Genomic DNA, 20,676 nt, shown 5'->3' with positions numbered 1-20,676 from the left:
TCATTTCCCCCTGATCATCTTCACGTTGAACTGGAGATAACGTAAGAACTGGCGATACAGCCATTTCGTCAATCGCAGCAAACCGATGGCAAACATTCCGCCCAATCCTACGGAAACCATGCTGGAGAACAACAAGAAAAGTCGCTCTTGAGAAGGGGCAGGAATCCCGTAATCCAAGAATATTCCGACTGGGGCGACCAAAAGCGCCGCAGTCATTGCATACAACCCCATCAGTATACCAATCAGGCCTAAAAATGGCCCCAAAACGAAGACGAGATTGAAAAATCCCAAGCTGATCGTCGCGACAATCGCTCGCGTCATATTCCCTACGGATGCGTTGGACTGTGCTTGATCAATTCGGTAGCCAGCCAAAAGTTCACGTGCCACTAGCTTCGGACTCCCCAATCCTTCTGCAATTTCAACCTCCGTCTTCCCTTGTTTCATTCCTAAGAGAAAATGCTCTGTATAATCGGCAAGGATGTCTAAGCGCTCTTTATCAGGCAAAGCGCTAAGCAAAGCATTTAACTCATCCATAAACTCACGCCTTGTCATATCCGAGTCCCTCCTCTATGATCTCATTTACCCCGCGGTTAAATATTCGCCACTCCAAGACGAGGTCATTCATGTATTGACGACCGCGATTTGTCAGCTGGTAATATTTCCGTGGGGGTCCCTCTTGTGATTCCGCCAAATAGGTCGTAAAAAATCCTTCCTGGGTCAAACGGCGAAGTAAGGGGTAAACCGTTCCTTCAGAGATATGGAATTTTTCCGAGATGCTCGCAACCAGTTCGTAGCCGTATCTGTCCTGCTTAGCTGTCAAGACGAGAACACACAGCTCCAGAACCCCTTTTTTAAACTGTACGTTCATCAACATCACCCATGTCAAAGCTTACCAAATAGCTACTATATATTGCAAGGTACTTCATAATAACAAAACCTCTTTTTCGCAGCATACCAAGGAACTGCGACTGCGTAAAAAATGGACAGGGAGGTTTTTCTCCATCCCTGTCCGGTCAAACCTTATTTTGCTTCAACAATGCGGCCTTCTACTTTTGGATTGACAGTTTTACGCTTGACCAATCCTTCTTCCACAATGCTGTACATGGACAATCCTGTGTTGAAGAATGGCTTTTTCAACGATTCGTAACCATCTCCACCTGCTGCCAGGAAGTCGATCGTTGCCAATTTATACGTTTTGGTCAGGTCAAGCGGCTTGTCGCCAACTTTTACTTCTACTACGCGCTCGCCAGCTGGCTTGGATGGGTTGTACGTGAAGCTCATGCCGCTCACTTGCGGGAAGCGTCCTGCTCCCTCTTCTACCTGGCTCACGCCGTTTTCGAGGGCTTTCTTCAGCTCTTCGCCTGTTACTTCTACGACTGCCAGTGTATTATTCTCGAATGGCAGGAGCGTGTACAGACCTTTTTTCGTGATATCGCCTGCTGGCAGCTGTGTACGAATTCCACCGCCGTTAGCAAGTGCTACATCTGCTTCATAGCCTTTGATCGACTTCGTGCGCTCCAGCATGATATCTGTGATCAGGTTACCTACGTTTGTTTCTTTCGTACGTACCAGTGCACGGTCACCATCGAGTGGCACTTCGGATTTCGCAATGACAACATTCATTACTGTATCGATCTTGCCTACGATTTCTTTTACCATCTTATCTACGTCTGGATCAGCCACAACTGCTTCATCGTACTCTTTCAAACCGCCGCTGAATGCTACCAATTCTTTGCCGAGGTAGTAGAGGTCAGCGCGTCCGAGAGACTTGCCGTACTCCCAGTCTTGTACGATGTACGTGCCGTTTACGAGTTCAGGTGCTTTCAGCGGAGTATGGGAGTGACCACCAACAATCAGGTCAATGCCAGGAACGTTTTTCGCGATTTCACGGTCTACGGTCACTCCGATATGGGAAACAACAATCACGTGATCTACTTCTTTTTTCAGCTCAGGTACAAGTACTTTCGCCACTTCTACCGGATTTTTAAATGTCAGCCCTTTTACGTTGTCAGGGTGAGTCAATACAGGTGTGTCTTCCGCTACGAAACCAACAAAGGCGAATTTCTTCCCGCCAATCTCTGCTTTGAAAATAGGTGGCAGCAATTCTTTTCCATCTGCCTTGAACACGTTAGCAGAGATGACTGGATGCTCGAGCATGTCACGCAGCTTGAGCAATTGCTCATAACCAAAGTCAAACTCGTGGTTACCGGCAGCCATTACGTTGTAGTCGAGGCTGTTGAGGATTGGAACAACAGATTCGCCTTTGAATTGGTTCACGAAAACGGTACCTTGGAAGGTATCACCAGCGTCCAAGAGCAAGAAGTTTTCGTTCTCTGCACGCCATTCCTTGAGTAAAGTTGCGATTTTGGCAAAGCCGAATTCTTTTTGGTTCTTGTCTTCTTGAATATGACCATGTGTATCGTTGGTGTGTGCAATCGTTACATGCGTGGTAGCCGCATCACCCAATGCTTGGAAAAATTCACCGCGCGTTACCGTCGCTTTGTTGTCGAGCTTCATTTTGTAGCCCAATTTGTCAGCCATTTGTGTCAGCTTGGCAGATGTTACCACTTGCGCAGGGTTTTTATAGTCGTCTTGTGTGAGAGCGCCTTGGCTCTTTGCCCAGTCGAAGTAAGGAGCAGACCAATGAGCACCTTTAGCGGCAGCTCCCACTTTTACTTCTTTCAATTTGGAGAAAACAACAGTAGCTTCCGCGAGAGTCACAGCACGATCCAGAGCAAGATCGCCATTTTGACCCGCTGATACAATTGCCTTTTTCACCATCCAGTCAGCGTGCTGTACGGGATGCAATGGTGCTGCAAATGCTGAGGAAGACATCAGCGATGCAAATACGATAGATGCAAACGCCGTCATCGTAATCCGACGTGCCTTTTTCATGATAATTTCCCCTCTCGTCTATGTATAAATAAATAGGATAACGTTTTCATTATAGCAAAATTTGCTAGGACTATGGTGTGATTTTGTTACTTTTTGTTGAGAAAGCTCCCCAATGCTTCAGCCATTTTCTCTGGCGCTTCGACCATGCCCATATGCCCAGCATCAGGCAGCAGCACTTGCTCGACGCTATTTCTATCTACTGTAAAAGTTTTTTCTGCAGGAATGATCTGATCCTCTGTTCCTGCGACTAATAGCACAGGTAAAGTCGTTTCTTGCAGCACATGATTGCGATCTACTCGATCACGCATGGCGCCTAGTGTTTGGATGGCTCCAATCGGGCTCGTCGCAAAGCCAATCTCTTTTGCCAGCTGGACTTCTTCTCTCATCGATTCGATATGCGAAGGTGCGAACAGCTTCGGGATGAGTGCTTTGATAAAAGGCTCCATCCCATTCTCCCGAATACTCTGGGCTCCTTTATCCCGGTTAGCCTTGGCAGCGTCGTCATCCGGATATGGCGTCGAATGGATCAAGCCAAAGCTCGCCAGCTTGTCCGCGTATTGGTTTGCAAAAGCCAAGGTTACATAGCCACCGAGCGAATGTCCAAACAGATGAATCTTCGCTAAACCCAGCTCATCTACAAACAAAGCCAGATCGTCTGCAAAGCGCTCCATCGAATACGGTTCATCAGGGGCCGAGCTATTTCCATGACCACGCAAATCGATCGCAATGACACGATGCGTTTTAGACAGGAGCGGCACTAGCTTATGCCAGTAAGATGAGCTCCCGCAAAAACCGTGGATCAAAACAAGCGATTCTCCTGTTCCTTCTTCTACATAGGCTATTTTGATGCCGTTACTCAGTTGGACTTCCTTTTTCATCGAATCATACTCCTTTATTGTTTGGTTACTTCTTGTCAACAAGTGCTACTTACCCTTACGATTTGAAAATAACCCCTGTTCAAAAGAACATGAAAGAGGTGCACATGTAGATGGTATACCCAAAAACAGGTTCCGTGATCGTCAGGGACGGGAGAGAAATGGCGTATACGCACATTCAGGCAAGTCAGACGCCATCTCGCTCCGTCTGTTTTTTCTTTCCCGGAGCCAGCTATTCGTTCGACAGGCCTTATCTGTATTATTCTACCATGCTTTTTTTGAGTAAACAGTTCGATCTCGTCTATGTACACGCAGAGTATGGACGAGACAATGCGGATTTTTGGAATAGCTCATTCGCCAAACGCAGTGCTTGGATCAGCGAGGAGATGCAAACGGTTGTCTCACATGTGCTGGATGTGTACGGATATGAACGAGTTTTCTTCCTCGGGAAGTCACTCGGTACGGTGCCGATTACCTGCGGATTGCTCAAGGAATCTCGTTTTGCCTGTTCATCTGCAATCTTATTGACGCCATTGCTGACTGAGGAAGTGTTCCATACGGAATTGCTAACTCTTACCCAACCGATATTTCTCGTCTCAGGCACCGCCGATCATTACTACAATCAGGGCGTGGTTGATCAGCTTGCCACATCCAAACCAAACATCCAGCTCCATCTCCCGCCAGACGCTAAGCACTCCCTCGATGTTGATCTCTACGTCGATGATTCCCTTCAAGTGCTACAGTCTGTCATGGGTGAACTAGCACGTTTCCTGGACAAGCAAATAGATTGACATCAAAAACAACACCTCTTGCTTGCAATGAGCGGTGTTGTTTTCTTTTTTTTACCGAAGCGGAATAAAAATTTCATACGCATTGTCGACCCGAGCAGACTCATGCACAGATGGAACGTACCGTTGATCGTAGCGCTCCATGCGACGAGCTTGCTCGTCCACCTGATGGCCATTCTCGTTGAGCCAACCAAACAGTCCGTGGTATGTATTTTGCACCTGCTCCATAGGCCCTGTATGGGTAAAGCGGGCGTATGTCCTCTCTGGAATCGTGAACCCGAGCATGCCCTCAGGGATATGCTCGAAGCGCTCCACTTCCACCACAATGTACTCGGTATACATTTGGTACGTCAGATTCTCGTCGCTGATGTCGTAACGAACATCTGGTGAAATCACGAGAGGAATCTCATCCTGGCGCTTCAAAAAAGTCTCCCACAGCTTCGGCATGTATTCCACTAGCATAGGAAACGAACCAGAGAAGCTAAGGCCAACCAGATGCTTTTGCGGTACGTGAATGATCGTCCCTTCCATGTCTCCACCTCATTCATCTGCATTTTCCTTCGTATTTTGACAAGGGGTGGAAAAATCCTGCAAAAAATCAAAAAAAGCACCTCCTGCATCAGCAAGGAAGTGCTTTCTTCTTTTCATTCTTTATTCAAACGCTCTTTTCATCGCTTTGAAGCTTGCTTCAATCGTACGTTCGATATCTTCATCGGTATGAGCCAAGGAAACGAACATACCCTCAAACTGGGACGGCGGGATCATGATGCCTTCCTCCAGCAGATAGCTAAAGTACGCCGAGAAACGCTCCAGATCGGATGATTTCGCTGTTTCGTAGTTGATAACTGGCGTCTCTGTAAAGAACAGGCAAACCATGGAACCCACGCGATTGAGCGTGTGCGGAATGCCCAGCTTCTTGGCATTGTCAGCCAAGCCTTCAGCCAAACGAGCGGACATCTTCTCCAAGCGTTCGTATGCGCCTGGTTTGCTGAGCTCTTGCAAGGTAGTCAAGCCTGCTGCCATCGCCAAAGGATTACCCGACAGCGTCCCTGCCTGATAGATTGGGCCTGCAGGAGCTACTTGCTGCATGATCTCACGTTTGCCGCCGTATGCACCTACTGGCAAGCCACCCCCGATGACTTTCCCCATCGTGGTCAAATCCGGAGTAATGCCGTACAGCTCTTGTGCACCGCCCAATGCTACCCGGAAGCCAGTCATGACTTCATCGAAAATCAGCAGTGTCCCATGTTTCTCTGTAATTTCACGCAGTCCTTCGAGGAAGCCTGGCTGTGGAGGAACAACCCCCATGTTGCCGCCGATTGGCTCCACAATAACTGCTGCCAGATCATCGCCAAACGCTTCAAATGCCAGTTTGACGCTTTCCAGATCATTGTAAGGAACCGTAATCGTATTGTGTGCTGTTCCTTCAGGTACACCTGGGCTGTCTGGAAGTCCCAGTGTAGCCACACCGGAGCCAGCTTTGATCAACAGGCTGTCGGCATGACCATGGTAGCAGCCTTCGAACTTCATGATTTTATTGCGTCTGGTATAACCACGCGCAAGGCGCAGAGCGCTCATCGTTGCCTCTGTACCGGAGTTCACCATGCGCACGACTTCTACAGATGGCACGATCTCACAAACGAGCTTTGCCATTTCTGTTTCCCGCTCAGTCGGTGCGCCGAAGCTAGTTCCAAGCGCAGCTACTTCCGTAATCGCTGCAAGGACACGCGGATGTGCATGGCCCAAGATCAATGGACCCCACGAGCCGATGTAGTCAATATAACTGTTTCCATCCACATCAAAAATGCGGGAGCCTTCTCCTTTTGCAATGTAAACAGGATTGCCTCCGACGCTCTTAAAGGCACGAACCGGACTGTTTACTCCACCTGGTATGTAATGCTGTGCTTCTGCAAATAACTGAGTAGATTTTTCTCTATTCATCTCATGCTCACCTCGCCAGCCATTTTGCAACATCTTTTGCATGGTACGTAATGATCAAATCTGCACCTGCACGTTTGAAGCCAACCAATGTTTCCATAACGATACGCTCTTCATCGATCCAACCATTCAGAGCTGCCGCTTTTACCATGGAGTACTCTGCACTCACATTGTAAGCCACGATCGGCAGGTTGAAGTTCTCACGCAGACGAAGAACCATGTCCATGAAGGCAAGACCTGGCTTCACGATCAAAAAGTCCGCTCCCTCTTTTACATCGGAAGCTGCTTCGCGAAGACCTTCACGTGCATTGGCCGCGTCCATTTGATAGCTTTTGCGATCGCCAAATTGTGGAGTCGAGCCTGCCGCATCGCGGAATGGCCCGTAGAAAGCAGAAGCGTATTTCACCGCATAGGACATGATCGGAATGTGCTCAAAACCAGCCTCGTCCAAAGCTTCACGGATTGCAATCACGAAACCGTCCATCATGTTGGAAGGAGCGATAATGTCTGCTCCGGCTTTTGCTTGGGAAACGGCGGTCTGACCCAAAAGCTTCAATGTCTCGTCATTCACGACTTCGCCTTCGTGAATGACACCACAGTGACCATGATCGGTGTATTCACACAGGCATGTATCTGCAATCACGAGCATTTCCGGATGGGCTTCCTTGATCAGACGCATCGCCTGTTGGGTAATCGCATCATCATTGTACGCCTCTGTTCCGCATGCGTCTTTATGTACTGGTACCCCAAACATCAAAACAGCTTGAATTCCTAGAGCTACGATTTCCTTCATCTCTTCGGCCAAAGTGTCCAAGGAGAGCTGATACACGCCTGGCATGGACGGAATCTCATTCTTAATACCGCTTCCTTCCACTACGAACAACGGATAAATCAAGTCTTCCACCCGTACGTGGTTCTCCCGCACCAAATTGCGCATAGCCGCACTTTTGCGAAGACGGCGATGACGGTCAAATGTTTGTGCCATGTCGATTCCCTCCCAGATTCTCTATGATAGCTGCTAGTAAGCCTTCCACGGTGTACTCACTCGCTACCACATGAACAGAAAGCCCGTTTTGTCTTGCTGTATCTGCCGTGATTGGTCCGATACAGGCTATCTGAACGTGCTTGAGCCAGTCAAACGATGCATAGGACTCCATCGCTGCCATGAAATGCGTCACCGTTGAAGAGCTGGTAAACAAGATGATATCGATGAGACCTTGTTGTAGCTTTTCCGCTGCATCTGGAGCCTGCTCTGCATCAATGACAGTGTGATACACGTCTACCTCTGTCACAGCAAGCCCCAAGCGAGCCAACTCCTTGGGCAGTGCCTTGCGGGCAATATCTGCACGAGGCAACAGAACACGCTGACCAGGAAGCAGCTGATCATACAAGCTCGACAGCAAGCCTTCCGCCACGTAATCAGACGGGATGACAGCTACTCCGAGCCCGTGATCCTCAAGCGCCTTGGCCGTCTTCGGACCAACCGCAGCAATTTTGCCAGTGAACGCTTCGAGTCCTACCCCGACCTCACGCATGCGCTCCAAGAAGAAGCGTACGCCATTCACACTCGTGAAGACCACCCAGTCGTATGTTGGCAACTGGGTGATGGCCTCGTCGAGCTTGGCAGTTTCCGGCGGCGGCATCATTTTTAACAGGGGAAATGCGTACGCTTCTCCACCTAACCGCTCGATATGTTCAACGAGCTCGCGAACTTGACTTCTTGCCCGCGTGACCATGATGCACTTGCCAGTCAGCGGCTTGTGCGATCCGTGGACAATCATTGCTCATTCTCCCGCAATACTTGCGCAAGTACTTCTCCCGCTCCCTGCGCCAGGAGGGCTTCCGCCACTTGAATGCCCAGCGCTAACGGATCTTGCCCAGTCGCCGTGTTTTTGAACATTTGCTTCCCATCTGGGGAGCCAACCATTCCCGTCATAGTAATTTCATTGTTCTCTCCAACTGTCGCATATGCGCCAATCGGCACCTGACAGCCGCCTTGGAGTTTATGCAGGAAGCTGCGCTCTGCTGTTACCGCTAAACGCGTCGGTGCGTCATCAAACTGCTTCAAGAGAGCGAGTGTCTCCTCATCGTCTGCACGGCATTCGATGGCAAGCGCTCCTTGACCGACTGCTGGCAAGCTGATTTCAACAGGCAGGAACTGCGAGATGTTCCCTTCGAAATTCACGCGCTCAAGTCCTGCCGCAGCGAGGATAATGGCATCAAAATTGCCTTCCTCCAGCTTGCGCATGCGCGTATCAATATTTCCACGCAGAGATTCGATCTGAATGTCAGGGCGATGTGCGAGAATTTGTGCAGAACGGCGCAAGCTGCTAGTCCCTACCAAAGCTCCTTGCGGCAGTTCATCCAACGTCTTGCCGTCCTGGGAAAGCAGAACATCCCGAGGATCAACACGCTTCGGAATCGCTCCGATTACCAAGCCCTCTGGCAATTCAGCAGGCATATCCTTCAAGCTGTGTACAGCAAAATCGGTTTCCTTATCGAACAAGGATTGCTCGATTTCTTTGACAAACAACCCTTTTCCGCCTACTTTGGACAAGGTCACATCGAGGATTCGATCGCCTTTTGTCACGATTTCATGCAATTCAAAATCAGCTTCAGGTGCGAACCCCTTCAGTTTTTCTACGACCCATTTCGTTTGGGTGAGCGCCAATTTGCTGCGACGCGTTCCCACTTTCCATTTTCCCATGACAGCCTCCTTGATGAACAGCCCCTACCACCAGTCGTGAAATGTAGAAGTAGTGAAGCCTAAAAAATTGATAAGCAGTAACAAAAACGCCAGGACGTTCCACTGCGCAAGTCTGCGCATCTGCACCGTATCCCGATAGCGTTGGTACAGCCACAGCGAATAAATCGCAAGAACTAGCACGGAGAGCACTACTTTGGAGTCAAACAAAAATTTCTCCGGCAAAACCATTTTACCCCAAATGATCCCTAATACAATCGAGAGCAAGAGCATCGGTACACCCAGCATGTTCATTCGGTACGCGTAGCCTTCCAGTTGATCGAGGCTAGGCAATCGCCTGAGCAACGGCGACCAACGTCTTTCTTTGAGCATTTTGTGCTGAAGCAAGTACATGGCCGAGAAGATCATGGAGAGCGAGAACGCCCCATAGCTGAACATAGCCAGTGTCACATGCGTCAGCAATAGCTCAGAGGTCAAGATGCTCGATACAGCCTCAATCGGCGTTTCCGGCAAAAACATCGACATGACGAGCACGACGAACCCAATAATATTAGTAAAAAAAACCAGTAAATCAATCCGAAAAAAATAGTGAATGGCAAGCGACAAGCCTACCAGCACCCATGAATAAAAAAAGAGCGTCTCAAACAACGTAATGACTGGAAAATACCCCTTCATGACTGCTTGCGAGACAAAAAATGCGGTTTGCAAGGCCCAAACGACAACAAGCAACCCGAAAGCCAGACGATTGACTTTCCGGTTGCTTTGCAAGAAGTCGTTAAAATAGAAGAGAACACTTGCAGCGTAGAGAAAGATCGTCAAGTCGTAGATCCATCTCACCTCGGCCATGCACTCTCTCCCCCACTTTCCCAATCGGTTTCTAACAGTGCGTGTTCAAAAAGTCGGCTTTTTAGCACCGAGAAGATGGCGAGAACCGAACGAAGGAGGAGCGGAGTGTAGGTAATCTACATGAGCACCGGACTTCGGAGGTGAACGCCATATTCGATGTCGAATTAGCTTACTGAGCTACTTCGTGATCAAAAGACGACTTTTTGAACAACCTCTAGTAGCAGATAGATTGTCAGGTCAGCTTATTCAGGGAACCGGGAAGCCAATACCTGCTCCCGAGAAGAAGATGTCTGTTTATTTTTATCGTTAGCCCAGATTGCTTCCTGTTCTTTTCGCTCCAGGATCTCCTCCAACGCAAACATTTTCTCGAAAATATCCAGCACTTCTTCCCCATCTTTGGTAGCTGCCATTTCTTTTAAACGCACGACCGGATCGTGCAACAGTTGATTGACAATACCCTTGGTTGTCTTGCGGATGATGTGCATCTCCCGCTCAGACAAATTCGGCAGCTTGTTTTCGATTTTTCGCATCGCTTCGCTTTGGATCGTGTTTGCCTTGTCACGCAGTGCAGCGATGATTGGCGCCACGCCAAGCGTTTGATACCAGGTCGAGAATGCCACGATCTCTTCTTGAATCATGACATCCAGACGTTCCGCTTCACGAGAACGTTCCGCAACGTTACTCGCGACAATGCCTTCGAGATCGTCAATATCATATAAAAATACGTTATCAAGATCATGCAAGTCAGGATTCAGGTCGCGAGGAACTGCGATATCCACCATGAACAACGGACGATGCTTCCTTTGTTTCATGATCGGAGCCAGTTCTTTTTTGCCGAGGACATAACCTGTCGCTCCGGTCGAGCTGATGACGATGTCTGCTGTGAGCAGTGCCTCTGGCAACTGCTCCATCGTACAGGAGTCACCCTTGAACTTTTCTGCCAAAAGCTGCGCTCGCTCCAATGTACGATTCGCTACCATGACGCGTTCCGATCCATTTGCGTGCAGGTGCTTGGCAGTCAGCTCGCTCATTTTTCCCGCTCCGACGATCAGGACAGACTTCCCTGCGAAGGAACCGAAAATCTTTTTCCCCAGTTCGACAGCAGCGTAGCTGACAGAAACCGCATTTTGTCCAATCGCTGTCTCTGTATGGGCACGCTTGGCGAACGTAATCGCTTGCTTGAACAAGGTGTTGAAGACAGTCCCTGTCGTTTGACGCTCCTGCGCCAACAGGAACGCATCCCGGACTTGTCCGAGGATTTGTGTTTCTCCCATTACCATCGAATCAAGACCGGAAGAGACTCGGAACAAGTGCTCGATTGCTTGTTCGTTCTCTTTTATATAGAGATGATCCTTAAATTGTTCTTTCTCCACGCCGAACCATTCAGCCAAAAAACGGCGGGAATAGTCTCGGCCAATATTCGCCTGGTCGCAAACAACGTAGATTTCCGTCCGGTTGCACGTCCCCAGGATGATACATTCTGCGATACTCTTCGTCTGGGAGAGAAGATGAAGAGCGCGTGCTGTCCCATCGTCGCTGAATGTAAACTTTTCGCGAATTTCGACAGGAGCTGTTTTATAGTTTAGACCCAGCAAAAGAATATCCATAATGTCCTCCCAGAATAACAAACCTGTTAGCGGCATATGTAAAATGCACTATTATTATATCATTATGTCCCGAATCGGATAGGAGTAATTGTGAAAAGTTTTTTAACGGAGTGCACTTTGGGTATATCCTTTATAATCCGCTTGCGTTCCGTCCGGGAATCCCTTATGATGTCGGCTATACATGAAAACAGAAGAAAAATTGCGAAAATGTCAGAAAGGAGAGAAAAGAAGCTTTGAGAAAACCTTGGATGGCAGACATAACGCTGCTCCTCGTCGCAGTTATCTGGGGAACTACGTTTTTGATCGTACAGCAGGCAATCGCATCGCTGCCTCCCAATACGTTTAACGCCGTACGCTTTACCATTGCTGCGTTATTTTTACTGATCATCTATTTCATCCGCAATCGTTATCGTGGGCAGAACTCTGAATGGAGAGGGCCACTACTTCGTGCAGGCGTCATCCTCGGTTTTTGGCTCTGTCTGGGATATGCCTTTCAGACCGTAGGACTTTTGTATACATCGCCGTCCAAAGCTGGCTTTATCACAGGTTTAGCCGTCGTATTGGTACCGCTCTTCTCATTTTTGCTCTTGCGTGAGCGTGTCAAACCTCTCGCTATCGTCGGCGTGATTCTAGCAGCGTTCGGCTTGTATTTGCTGACACAGAGCCAGTCGTTCTCCTTTAATCTCGGTGATGCCCTGGTATTCTTCGGTGCAATCTGCTTCGCTATGCAAATCGTCTCTACCGGCAAATACGCACCTCGTTTTGCAGCATTGCCCCTTGCCATTACGCAATTAGGCACGGTAGCTGTTATGAGCTGGCTGTACGCCTTTTTCTTTGAGGATTGGAGTCGTGCTTTTGATCCGACGATCTTGTTCATCCCAGAGGTGGCCTTTGGTTTGATCGTCACTTCTATTTTCGCTACGGCACTGGCCTTTCTCGCGCAGACGGCCTTGCAAAAACAAACCAGCTCGACGCGGGTCGCTCTCATTTTCGCTTTGGAGCCCGTTTTTGCTGCAATCACCTCCTACGTGTTTATTCATGAAGTATTGAATGGAAGACAGCTGACCGGATGTCTCCTGATTTTCACTGGCATGATTCTCGCTGAACTGCCGATTCAAGAATGGTTGCGGAATTTCCGTCAGAGAAAACCAAATGAGAGTCGTGAATCCGCCTGATTCGAAAAAGCAAAAAAGTTCCTTCTCCCCTGCGGGAAAGGAACTTTTTTATGAGCTCTTCTTGACCTCTAGCATTACGGCATCCACAAAAAGCTGCATGATCGGTCCGCACACTTCTTGCGGGTAACGTTCCGTTCTTTTGAGCCACTGTTTGAGCCGGAGCAAGTGATACGCTGCTTGTGGAAGTCGCCCTCTTGTCCCCTGATCAATGAGAGCGACTGCCGACAGACCGACCTTTGTCCACAGATGGAACTTCTCCACCCACGGCCTCGTTTCTTCTGCAAGCTTCTGATTCGTCATCCCTGCCAACAGCTTGTCTGCCGAATCCTCCATCTTCTGAAAAAGGGCCGTCAAGTCAGCAATGGCCTTTTGCCGATCTCCCTGCAAAAAATGAAAGCGGAAGGTCAGGATCGCTTCTAGCAATCGCGGCGATTCCACCTCGCATAAAAACGAGCTTTGCACATTATCCGCAAAGGTAAAGAAAGCATCTGCATCCTTTTGTCCCGCTACTTCCTCTATGGCTTGTTTCCATACCGTATCAGGATCGTAGCCGATCGGATCTCGCAAATAAGCTGCCGTCGTAATCAAAGGAATCTTCGAGCATTCTGGTCTAGACATCGCATTCGCCACATAGCCTGCTGCGTATTGCCACAGGTCAGGATCGCGGTGACGCAATGGACCGATATGTAGTTCATTCGCCATGGCCAAATCATTCACCGGGTAGTTGTCCCAATAAAATGGCTGATGACCCGTAGACTCATGAAAGCGAATGGCATCACCATCCGTTAGGTAGGGCGAGCAGACGAATCGTCCCGTCCAAAACAAATCAATTTCTGACGGCAGATGCTGGCCGAGGTACATGATGTACGCTTCTTTTCCAATCCCGTTGTATTGTGTAGGACAGACAACCAACTTGACTGGTTCGCCCCAGCTCCGTATCAAATCCCACACATAAAGCGTCGTCTGGGCATGCGCCTCCGCCAAATGGGCGAACTCGGCTACATCCTTCTCATGCAACAGATGCATGGGGATATCATCGAACAATAGCGCAAAGTAACGCACACCACGATCATACAAATCCCGATACTTCCTGCCTAATAGCTCCAAGTGCTGACGATTCGTATATTCCATGCTGAGCCCAGGACCCAGACAATAAATAAACTGCATGTTGCGAGTCTTTGCCCGCTGGATCAACTCTTCTAACTGTTGATTGGCTTTTGTAGGGAGCGACTCCATCCAGCGTTCCCGCAGATACTCGTCATCTTTTGGAGCGTAGAAATACGCGTTGTAATCATGTCGGTGCAAAAAGTCGATCATATCCAGCCGCTCTTCATGTGTCCAAGGTGTTCCATAGAAGCCTTCGATCACACCACGTACAGCAAAGCAAGCACTCCCGCTCACTCAGATGCTCCCTTCCCCACGACGAATTGGGTCTAAGAATTACTCATTGGCTGGAGCAGTCTCCTCAGCCTTGGCAGCCGTCTCCCTGGCCATTTCCTCGCCAGCACGGATACGACGCATGATTTCTGCCCACAGTTCATCCTTGCCTTGACCTGTCTCCGAGGAAAATACAATGATCGTATCATCCCCGCGCAAATTCAGGCTTTGACGGATGATCTTCGTATGCTGTAGCCAACGCCCGCGAGCGATTTTATCACCTTTCGTCGCTACGACTACGGTAGGGATCCCGATTTGCTTGCACCAATCGTACATCGCAATATCGTCTTTACTCGGAGCATGGCGAATATCGACCAGTTGAATAATGAAGCGAAGCTCTTTCCGGTTTTTCAAATAGCCCTCGATCATTTTTCCCCATTGTTCCTTGATCGTCTTCGCTACCTTTGCATACCCATAACCCGGGAAGTCAACGAAGTAGAGCATTTGATTGACACGGAAATAGTTCAATGTCTGGGTTTTACCCGGACGAGAACTGATCCGGGCAAGCCCTTTGCGGTTCATCATTTTATTGAGCAAGGATGATTTCCCTACGTTGGAGCGTCCTACCAGCGCGATCTCATGGAGACCATCCGTAGGATACTGCTTCGGTCCAACCGCGCTGATAATAAACTCTGATGATGTTACTTTCATGCTTTGTCACCTACTGGCTGTTTAGTTAGCGCGTGACGCAGCACTTCATCTAAATGATCAACTGGATAGAATGACAGTTCACCGCGTACGCTCTCCGGGATATCCTCGATATCCTTCTCGTTGTCTTTTGGCAAAATGATCGTGGTTAAACCTGCACGGTGAGCAGACATGCATTTTTCTTTCAGCCCGCCAATTGGCAGTACCCGACCTCGCAATGTAATCTCCCCGGTCATCCCCACTTCTTTTTTCACAGGGATTTTCGTCAGGGCGGATACGAGTGCGGTTGCCATGGTAATCCCAGCAGAAGGACCGTCTTTTGGAATCGCCCCTTCTGGAAAATGGATGTGGATATCGTTCTTCTCGTGGAAGGACGGATCAATTCCCCACTGATCTGCATGGGAGCGAATATAGCTAAACGCAGCCTGCGCAGATTCCTTCATGACGTCACCCAGTTTCCCTGTCAGGGTGAGCTTACCTTTTCCAGGCAAAATACTGACTTCTACATTCAGCGTATCTCCACCTGCTTGTGTCCAAGCCAGACCCGTAACGGAGCCGACTTGATCTTTTTTCTCCGCCAGTCCATAGCGGTAACGCGGTTTGCCAAGCAGTGTCTCCAATGTCTTTACCGTAACCACGACACGCTTCTTCTCCCCGCTCACGATCAGCTTGGCAGCTTTGCGGCATACATTAGCTGCTTCGCGATTGAGGTTGCGAACACCCGCTTCTCGCGTGTACAAACGAACGAGCTTCAGCATCGCATCGTCGTTCATTTTCAGCTTATCTTTGCCCAGACCGTGATCCTGCATTTGCTTCGGCAAGAGGTAATCACGCAAAATGTTCAGCTTTTCCAATTCGGTATAGCTGGAAATCGAGATGACCTCCATCCGGTCCAAGAGCGGACGCGGAATCGTATCGAGACTGTTTGCGGTCGTAATAAACATGACGTTCGTCAAATCATAGGTCTCTTCGATATAGTGGTCACTGAATTTATCATTTTGGTTTGGATCGAGTACTTCGAGCAGCGCAGAAGCAGGGTCTCCACGGAAATCGGACGCGAGCTTGTCGATCTCATCCAGCAAAAAGACAGGATTAATCGTACCTGCTTGCTTCATTCCTTGTATGATTCGTCCTGGGAGAGCACCGACATACGTGCGGCGGTGTCCGCGAATTTCTGCTTCATCGCGTACTCCACCCAAGGAAATGCGAACGAAATTGCGCCCGATTGCACGCGCTACGGAACGGGCCAGAGATGTTTTCCCGACACCCGGAGGGCCTACCAGACAAAGGATTGGTCCACGCATGGAGTTTACCAGCTTTTGTACTGCCAAATACTCCAAGACGCGCTCCTTCGGTTTATCCAAGCCGTAATGATCTTCATCGAGAACTTGCTGTGCATGATGAATATCCAGATTGTCTTCGGTCGTCTTCGCCCATGGCAGTGCAAACAAGGTATCGATATACGTACGGATGACTGAGCCTTCCGCAGAAGTCGCCGGCATCTTTTCCAGACGCTCGAGCTCCTTCTCGATCTTTGCTTTGATCCGCTCAGGAGCATCCGATTTTTCGAGCTGAGCACGCAGCTCATCTACTTCACCTTGGCGTCCGTCCTTGTCGCCCAGCTCTTTTTGGATAGCTTTCATTTGCTCACGCAGGTAATATTCCTTTTGCGTGCGCTCCATCTGTTTCTTCACGCGGTTGCCGATCTTGCGCTCCAGCTCTAGTACTTCGCGCTCGTTGTTCAAAATGGTTAAAAGAATTTCGAGACGTTCCTTGATGTTGGTCGTCTCCAAAATTTCCTGTTTGTCCTTCATCTTGAGTGGCAAATGCGAAGCAATCACATCTGCCAAACGTCCCGGTTCCTCAATGTCCTGCACAGAGGTTAGCGTCTCTGGAGAAACCTTTTTGGACAGCTTGATGTACTGCTCAAAGTGGCCCAGCAAGGAACGCATTAATGCTTCCACTTCGTTTTGCTCTGTTTTTTCATCTTGCAAATATGTAATCGACACGACGAAATAATCTTCCTGTTGAAGATACTCCTCGATCTTCGCGCGTTGCAAGCCTTCTACCAATACACGGATTGTCCCATTCGGCAGCTTCAGCATTTGTTTCACACGCGCAACGGTACCAATACTGTAAATTTGCTCAGCATCTGGCTCTTCTATATGGACCTCTTCCTGTGTCGCAAGCAAAATCTTGTTATCGTCTACCATGGCTTGCTCCAATGCGCGGATGGACTTTTCCCGTCCAACGTCCAAATGGAGTACCATTGTCGGATAAACAAGCAATCCTCGCAACGGGAGAAGCGGTAATTCTCGTTTACCGGAACGTTCGCCCAAGCGGATGCACCTCTCCTTGTTGATCTACCCTCTTACAAAGAGCCTTATAACAGACAAAAACGGCCCTCAAAGCCGTTTTTCAAACGCCCGCCCGGCCCCAAAAAACGAGACAAAAAAGATCTCGCAATCATTTTTTGTGGAGCTCGTTTCAGGCCGGGCAAGGCCTCAGGCTCTTTGCAAGCAGAAGCTTTTTTCCATTGTAGCGCAAACACAATCCGATGTCTAATCCGCGAGCATACCCGACTGTTACAGGGATAGCGGAGAGGAAGCGAGATCCTCTGCTGGGATTTGCAAAGTAAATCCCGTCGCCTCTTCTTCTTGCATAGTAGCTTGCGGTACAGCTAGCTCAATTACCTCAGTGACAGTTGACACTGGTATGATTTCGATCCCTTTCATGTCTGAAAAAATGCTTTGCCAGTTTTCCTGTGGAATGAGGACTCTGGTCGCTCCCGCTTGTTTGGCGGCCTCTACCTTCGCAACTACACCTCCAACTGGCTTTACCTTCCCATGAATACTGACTTCGCCAGTCATGGCCAGTAAATTATCGACAGGCTGATTAAAAATCGCCGAGTAGATCGCAGTAGCAATGGTAATGCCCGCAGAAGGACCATCAACAGGGATGCCTCCAGGAAAATTGATATGCAGATCGTAATCATACGGGCGGACGCCCATTCTGTTCAGGACAGTCAAAACGTTTTCGATCGATCCTTTTGCCATCGACTTCCGGCGGATCGTCCGGCTACGGCTGCCCATCTCCTCTTCCTCAGCCATTCCTGTCATCGCCATTCGACCTTGACCTGGAACAGCGGTGGGAGAAGCAGTCACTTCCAGCTCCATCACACTGCCCATGTTCGGACCGTACACAGCAAGACCGTTGACCAATCCGACCTGCGGTGTATCATGTACCTGCTTTTCTGGGCGAGGCGATTTTTGACTGCTGTGCATCACCCATTCCACATCGGCAGCCTGGATTTCATTGCGGTCTTCCGTCAAGGCAATTCCCGCAGCGATTTGCAGTGTATTGATCGCTTCACGTCCATTGGTCGCGTAGCGCTCGATCACGGAAACAGCACCATCTTCCATATTCATATTCATTTTAGGCACGGCCGTACGCACGATACTCCCAATTTCTCCAGCCTTCAATGGGCGGAAAAAGATTTCCAGGCAACGGGAACGAAGCGCAGCAGGCAGTTCTTCTGGTAGCCTTGTCGTCGCTCCAACCAGGCGGAAGTCGGCCGGCAAACCGTATTTGAAAACGTCATGAATATGCGAAGGAATTTGGTTATTTTCCTCGCTGTAGTAAGCACTCTCTAGCATGACTTTACGGTCTTCAAGAACCTTTAGTAACTTATTCATCTGCACAGGATGAAGTTCCCCTATTTCATCAAGAAAAAGCATGCCACCGTGCGCTTTCGTCACAGCGCCTGGCTTTGGCTGCGGAATTCCCGCCTGCCCAAGCGAGCCTGCCCCTTGATAAATAGGATCATGTACAGAGCCAATTAACGGGTCAGCAATCCCGCGCTCATCAAAACGAGCAATCGTCGCATCGATTTCAATAAACTTGGCATCAGAAGAAAACGGCGATAGCTGATTTTTCTTCGCTTCTTCCAGCACGACCCTAGCCGCTGCGGTCTTGCCTACACCAGGCGGTCCATAAATAATGACATGCTGTGGGTTGGGACCACACAAAGCGGCACGCAACGCACGAAGCCCATCTTCTTGTCCTACAATTTCTTCCAAAGTCGCTGGTCTTGTTCTCTCTGACAGAGGCTCAGTCAATGCAACCATTCTCATTTTACGAATAGAATCAAGATCCTTACGCGATTCCTTTTCGGTTGAGGTTTTCGTGTTTCTCTGCGCTCGCAGCAAGTTCCAAAAGTAGGTGCCGATCACGATACCAACAACCACTTCAATGACAGCAATGACCAATGTCGTATAGTCCATATGCAGTCCCTCCCATGCGTCTTCGCTTGCGGTCAACTTTTGTCCCCCGAAGAGAGGGGAACACGTTCCTGACCGTTTTGTGCATATGTAAAGCTTCTCTTGAACGATATCAAGTAGTATTGCCCCGCAAGCGTAGACATAAACCAACAACAAAAAAACCACCTCGCCTATAACGAGATGGTTTGTGTAGACAATACTTATGCTGTTTCTTCGTGCAATTCCTGGCCTTCTTTGGTCAACAATTGCGGCTTCACTTTGTCGCGAACCGTTTCTTCGGTAATCACGCACTTGTTGACGTCTTCTCTGGAAGGAAGCTCATACATCATATCGAGCATGATTTGTTCGATAATCGCACGCAGGCCGCGCGCACCAGTGTTGCGCTTAATCGCTTCTTTCGCGATTTGCATGAGCGCACCGTTATCGAACTCCAGCTCAACACCGTCGAGACTCAGCAGTTTTTGGTACTGTTTCACCAAAGAGTTTTTCGGCTCTGTCAGGATACGCACGAGCGTCTCCTCATCCAGCGGCTCCAAGGTAGCCAGCACTGGCAAACGACCGACGAACTCCGGAATCAGACCAAATTTCAGCAGGTCTTCCGGCAAAATGTATTTCAGGTATTCTCCGGCTTTTAGATCGCCTTTTACGCCATCGCCGAAGTCTGCACCGAAACCGATGACTTTTTTACCCAAACGACGCTTGATAATCTGCTCGACGCCATCAAATGCACCGCCGCAGATGAACAAAATGTTCGACGTGTCGATTTGGATGAACTCTTGGTGAGGATGCTTGCGTCCGCCTTGTGGTGGCACACTCGCAACGGTCCCCTCCAAAATTTTCAAAAGCGCTTGTTGAACGCCTTCACCAGATACATCACGCGTGATGGATGGGTTTTCCGATTTGCGGGCTACCTTATCAATCTCGTCGATGTAAATGATTCCTTTTTCAGCCTTCTCAACATCATAGTCAGCAGCCTGGATGAGCTTGAGCAAGATGTTTTCAACATCTTCACCCACATAGCCTGCCTCTGTCAGAGAAGTTGCGTCCGCAATCGCGAAAGGTACATTCAGAATGCGCGCCAATGTTTGCGCGAGCAACGTTTTTCCGCTACCAGTCGGACCGATCAGCATGATGTTGGATTTTTGCAGTTCCACATCCTCGATCTTCGCCCCGGAATTAATCCGTTTGTAGTGGTTGTACACCGCTACAGACAAGGACTTCTTCGCCATATCTTGACCGATGACATAGTCGTCCAAGATTTTGCGAATTTCCACTGGCTTTGGAATTTCTTTCATATCGATTTCTTCTTCAGTGCCCAGTTCTTCCTGTACAATTTCATTGCACAGTTCGATACATTCGTCACAAATGTAAACACCAGGACCAGCTACCAGCTTGCGCACCTGTTCCTGGGACTTGCCGCAGAAGGAACACTTCAGTTGGCCTTTGTCGTCGTTAAACTTAAACATGCGCTTCACCTCACAAC

General features: G+C 49.1%; 18 protein-coding genes. 2 read left to right on the top strand and 16 right to left on the bottom strand.

The window, feature by feature from the left end; all coding sequences use genetic code 11:
• The 4 genes from HP398_RS09335 to HP398_RS09320 all read right to left on the bottom strand — a co-directional run bounded on the left by HP398_RS09335 (position 1) and on the right by HP398_RS09320 (position 3,773).
• Positions 1–552 carry an HAAS signaling domain-containing protein gene (locus HP398_RS09335; protein WP_017247514.1) on the bottom strand — a complete coding sequence of 184 codons (552 nt, stop codon included), beginning with the start codon at positions 550–552 and terminating at the stop codon, positions 1–3.
• Positions 539–868, bottom strand: coding sequence for a PadR family transcriptional regulator (locus tag HP398_RS09330; protein WP_017247513.1), 330 nt, complete (start codon positions 866–868; stop codon positions 539–541). The genes HP398_RS09335 and HP398_RS09330 overlap by 14 nt, the downstream gene beginning before the upstream one ends.
• Before the next feature lie 152 nt (positions 869–1,020).
• Positions 1,021–2,895: a bifunctional metallophosphatase/5'-nucleotidase gene (locus HP398_RS09325; RefSeq protein ID WP_017247512.1), complete on the bottom strand. Its 1,875-nt coding sequence runs from the start codon at positions 2,893–2,895 to the stop codon at positions 1,021–1,023.
• Between the two features lie 86 nt (positions 2,896–2,981).
• Positions 2,982–3,773, bottom strand: a complete 792-nt coding sequence (locus HP398_RS09320; RefSeq protein ID WP_173622444.1) for an alpha/beta fold hydrolase — start codon at positions 3,771–3,773, stop codon at positions 2,982–2,984.
• A 110-nt stretch (positions 3,774–3,883) separates the two neighbouring features.
• On the opposite strand from HP398_RS09320, the gene HP398_RS09315 reads away from it, so the two are divergent.
• Positions 3,884–4,561: an alpha/beta fold hydrolase gene (locus HP398_RS09315; protein WP_173622443.1), complete on the top strand. Its 678-nt coding sequence runs from the start codon at positions 3,884–3,886 to the stop codon at positions 4,559–4,561.
• Positions 4,562–4,612: 51 nt separating this feature from the next.
• Here HP398_RS09315 and HP398_RS09310 read toward each other — a convergent pair whose 3' ends face one another.
• From HP398_RS09310 to hemA, 7 genes are all read right to left on the bottom strand, one after another.
• Positions 4,613–5,089, bottom strand: a complete 477-nt coding sequence (locus HP398_RS09310) for a GyrI-like domain-containing protein (protein ID WP_173622442.1) — start codon at positions 5,087–5,089, stop codon at positions 4,613–4,615.
• Between the two features lie 120 nt (positions 5,090–5,209).
• Complete coding sequence (gene hemL / locus HP398_RS09305) at positions 5,210–6,499, bottom strand: glutamate-1-semialdehyde 2,1-aminomutase (RefSeq protein ID WP_017247507.1); 1,290 nt, start codon at positions 6,497–6,499, stop codon at positions 5,210–5,212.
• Positions 6,500–6,506: 7 nt separating this feature from the next.
• On the bottom strand, positions 6,507–7,481 hold the full coding sequence (hemB, locus tag HP398_RS09300) for a porphobilinogen synthase (protein WP_017247506.1): 975 nt from the start codon (positions 7,479–7,481) through the stop codon (positions 6,507–6,509).
• Complete coding sequence (locus tag HP398_RS09295; RefSeq protein ID WP_017247505.1) at positions 7,465–8,277, bottom strand: uroporphyrinogen-III synthase; 813 nt, start codon at positions 8,275–8,277, stop codon at positions 7,465–7,467. Before HP398_RS09295 ends, hemB begins: the two co-directional genes overlap by 17 nt.
• Positions 8,274–9,203 (bottom strand): hydroxymethylbilane synthase, encoded by a 930-nt coding sequence (hemC, locus tag HP398_RS09290; RefSeq protein WP_173622441.1) that lies wholly within the window; start codon positions 9,201–9,203, stop codon positions 8,274–8,276. The genes HP398_RS09295 and hemC overlap by 4 nt, the downstream gene beginning before the upstream one ends.
• Positions 9,204–9,227: 24 nt before the next feature.
• Positions 9,228–10,046 (bottom strand): cytochrome C assembly family protein, encoded by an 819-nt coding sequence (locus HP398_RS09285; protein ID WP_017247503.1) that lies wholly within the window; start codon positions 10,044–10,046, stop codon positions 9,228–9,230.
• 242 nt (positions 10,047–10,288) lie between these two features.
• On the bottom strand, positions 10,289–11,653 hold the full coding sequence (hemA, locus tag HP398_RS09280; protein WP_173622440.1) for a glutamyl-tRNA reductase: 1,365 nt from the start codon (positions 11,651–11,653) through the stop codon (positions 10,289–10,291).
• 233 nt (positions 11,654–11,886) lie between these two features.
• On the opposite strand from hemA, the gene HP398_RS09275 reads away from it, so the two are divergent.
• The gene (locus HP398_RS09275; RefSeq protein ID WP_305852147.1) at positions 11,887–12,828 is read left to right on the top strand and encodes a DMT family transporter; all 942 of its coding nucleotides are present in this window, start codon (positions 11,887–11,889) and stop codon (positions 12,826–12,828) included.
• A 48-nt stretch (positions 12,829–12,876) separates the two neighbouring features.
• Here the strand turns inward: HP398_RS09275 and HP398_RS09270 are convergent, their stop codons facing one another.
• The 5 genes from HP398_RS09270 to clpX form a co-directional block, all read right to left on the bottom strand.
• On the bottom strand, positions 12,877–14,229 hold the full coding sequence (locus HP398_RS09270; protein WP_173622438.1) for a protein O-GlcNAcase: 1,353 nt from the start codon (positions 14,227–14,229) through the stop codon (positions 12,877–12,879).
• Between the two features lie 39 nt (positions 14,230–14,268).
• The gene (gene yihA, locus HP398_RS09265; protein WP_017247498.1) at positions 14,269–14,916 is read right to left on the bottom strand and encodes a ribosome biogenesis GTP-binding protein YihA/YsxC; all 648 of its coding nucleotides are present in this window, start codon (positions 14,914–14,916) and stop codon (positions 14,269–14,271) included.
• A complete protein-coding gene (gene lon / locus HP398_RS09260) occupies positions 14,913–17,252 on the bottom strand; it encodes an endopeptidase La (protein WP_017247497.1) in 2,340 nt (779 codons plus the stop codon). Before lon ends, yihA begins: the two co-directional genes overlap by 4 nt.
• A 246-nt stretch (positions 17,253–17,498) precedes the next feature.
• Positions 17,499–19,196: an ATP-dependent protease LonB gene (lonB, locus tag HP398_RS09255; protein WP_173622437.1), complete on the bottom strand. Its 1,698-nt coding sequence runs from the start codon at positions 19,194–19,196 to the stop codon at positions 17,499–17,501.
• Positions 19,197–19,393: 197 nt separating this feature from the next.
• Positions 19,394–20,659 (bottom strand): ATP-dependent protease ATP-binding subunit ClpX, encoded by a 1,266-nt coding sequence (gene clpX / locus HP398_RS09250; RefSeq protein WP_007722243.1) that lies wholly within the window; start codon positions 20,657–20,659, stop codon positions 19,394–19,396.
• Positions 20,660–20,676: the final 17 nt, after the last annotated feature.

The sequence above is a fragment of the Brevibacillus sp. HB1.4B genome, from assembly GCF_013284285.1.
GTDB classification, from domain to species: domain Bacteria; phylum Bacillota; class Bacilli; order Brevibacillales; family Brevibacillaceae; genus Brevibacillus; species Brevibacillus porteri.
The sequence above is the reverse complement of the archived record's forward strand: the minus strand, read 5'-3'. Positions and strand labels throughout refer to the sequence as shown.

Excerpts from the sequence above, each read along its gene's own strand:
- HP398_RS09335 (WP_017247514.1), bottom strand. The coding sequence starts at position 552 with ATGACAAGGCGTGAGTTTATGGATGAGTTAAATGCTTTGCTTAGCGCT.
- HP398_RS09330 (WP_017247513.1), bottom strand. The coding sequence starts at position 868 with ATGAACGTACAGTTTAAAAAAGGGGTTCTGGAGCTGTGTGTTCTCGTC.
- HP398_RS09325 (WP_017247512.1), bottom strand. The coding sequence starts at position 2,895 with ATGAAAAAGGCACGTCGGATTACGATGACGGCGTTTGCATCTATCGTA.
- HP398_RS09320 (WP_173622444.1), bottom strand. The coding sequence starts at position 3,773 with ATGAAAAAGGAAGTCCAACTGAGTAACGGCATCAAAATAGCCTATGTA.
- HP398_RS09315 (WP_173622443.1), top strand. The coding sequence starts at position 3,884 with ATGGTATACCCAAAAACAGGTTCCGTGATCGTCAGGGACGGGAGAGAA.
- HP398_RS09310 (WP_173622442.1), bottom strand. The coding sequence starts at position 5,089 with ATGGAAGGGACGATCATTCACGTACCGCAAAAGCATCTGGTTGGCCTT.
- hemL (WP_017247507.1), bottom strand. The coding sequence starts at position 6,499 with ATGAATAGAGAAAAATCTACTCAGTTATTTGCAGAAGCACAGCATTAC.
- hemB (WP_017247506.1), bottom strand. The coding sequence starts at position 7,481 with ATGGCACAAACATTTGACCGTCATCGCCGTCTTCGCAAAAGTGCGGCT.
- HP398_RS09295 (WP_017247505.1), bottom strand. The coding sequence starts at position 8,277 with ATGATTGTCCACGGATCGCACAAGCCGCTGACTGGCAAGTGCATCATG.
- hemC (WP_173622441.1), bottom strand. The coding sequence starts at position 9,203 with ATGGGAAAATGGAAAGTGGGAACGCGTCGCAGCAAATTGGCGCTCACC.
- HP398_RS09285 (WP_017247503.1), bottom strand. The coding sequence starts at position 10,046 with ATGGCCGAGGTGAGATGGATCTACGACTTGACGATCTTTCTCTACGCT.
- hemA (WP_173622440.1), bottom strand. The coding sequence starts at position 11,653 with ATGGATATTCTTTTGCTGGGTCTAAACTATAAAACAGCTCCTGTCGAA.
- yihA (WP_017247498.1), bottom strand. The coding sequence starts at position 14,916 with ATGAAAGTAACATCATCAGAGTTTATTATCAGCGCGGTTGGACCGAAG.
- lonB (WP_173622437.1), bottom strand. The coding sequence starts at position 19,196 with ATGGACTATACGACATTGGTCATTGCTGTCATTGAAGTGGTTGTTGGT.
- clpX (WP_007722243.1), bottom strand. The coding sequence starts at position 20,659 with ATGTTTAAGTTTAACGACGACAAAGGCCAACTGAAGTGTTCCTTCTGC.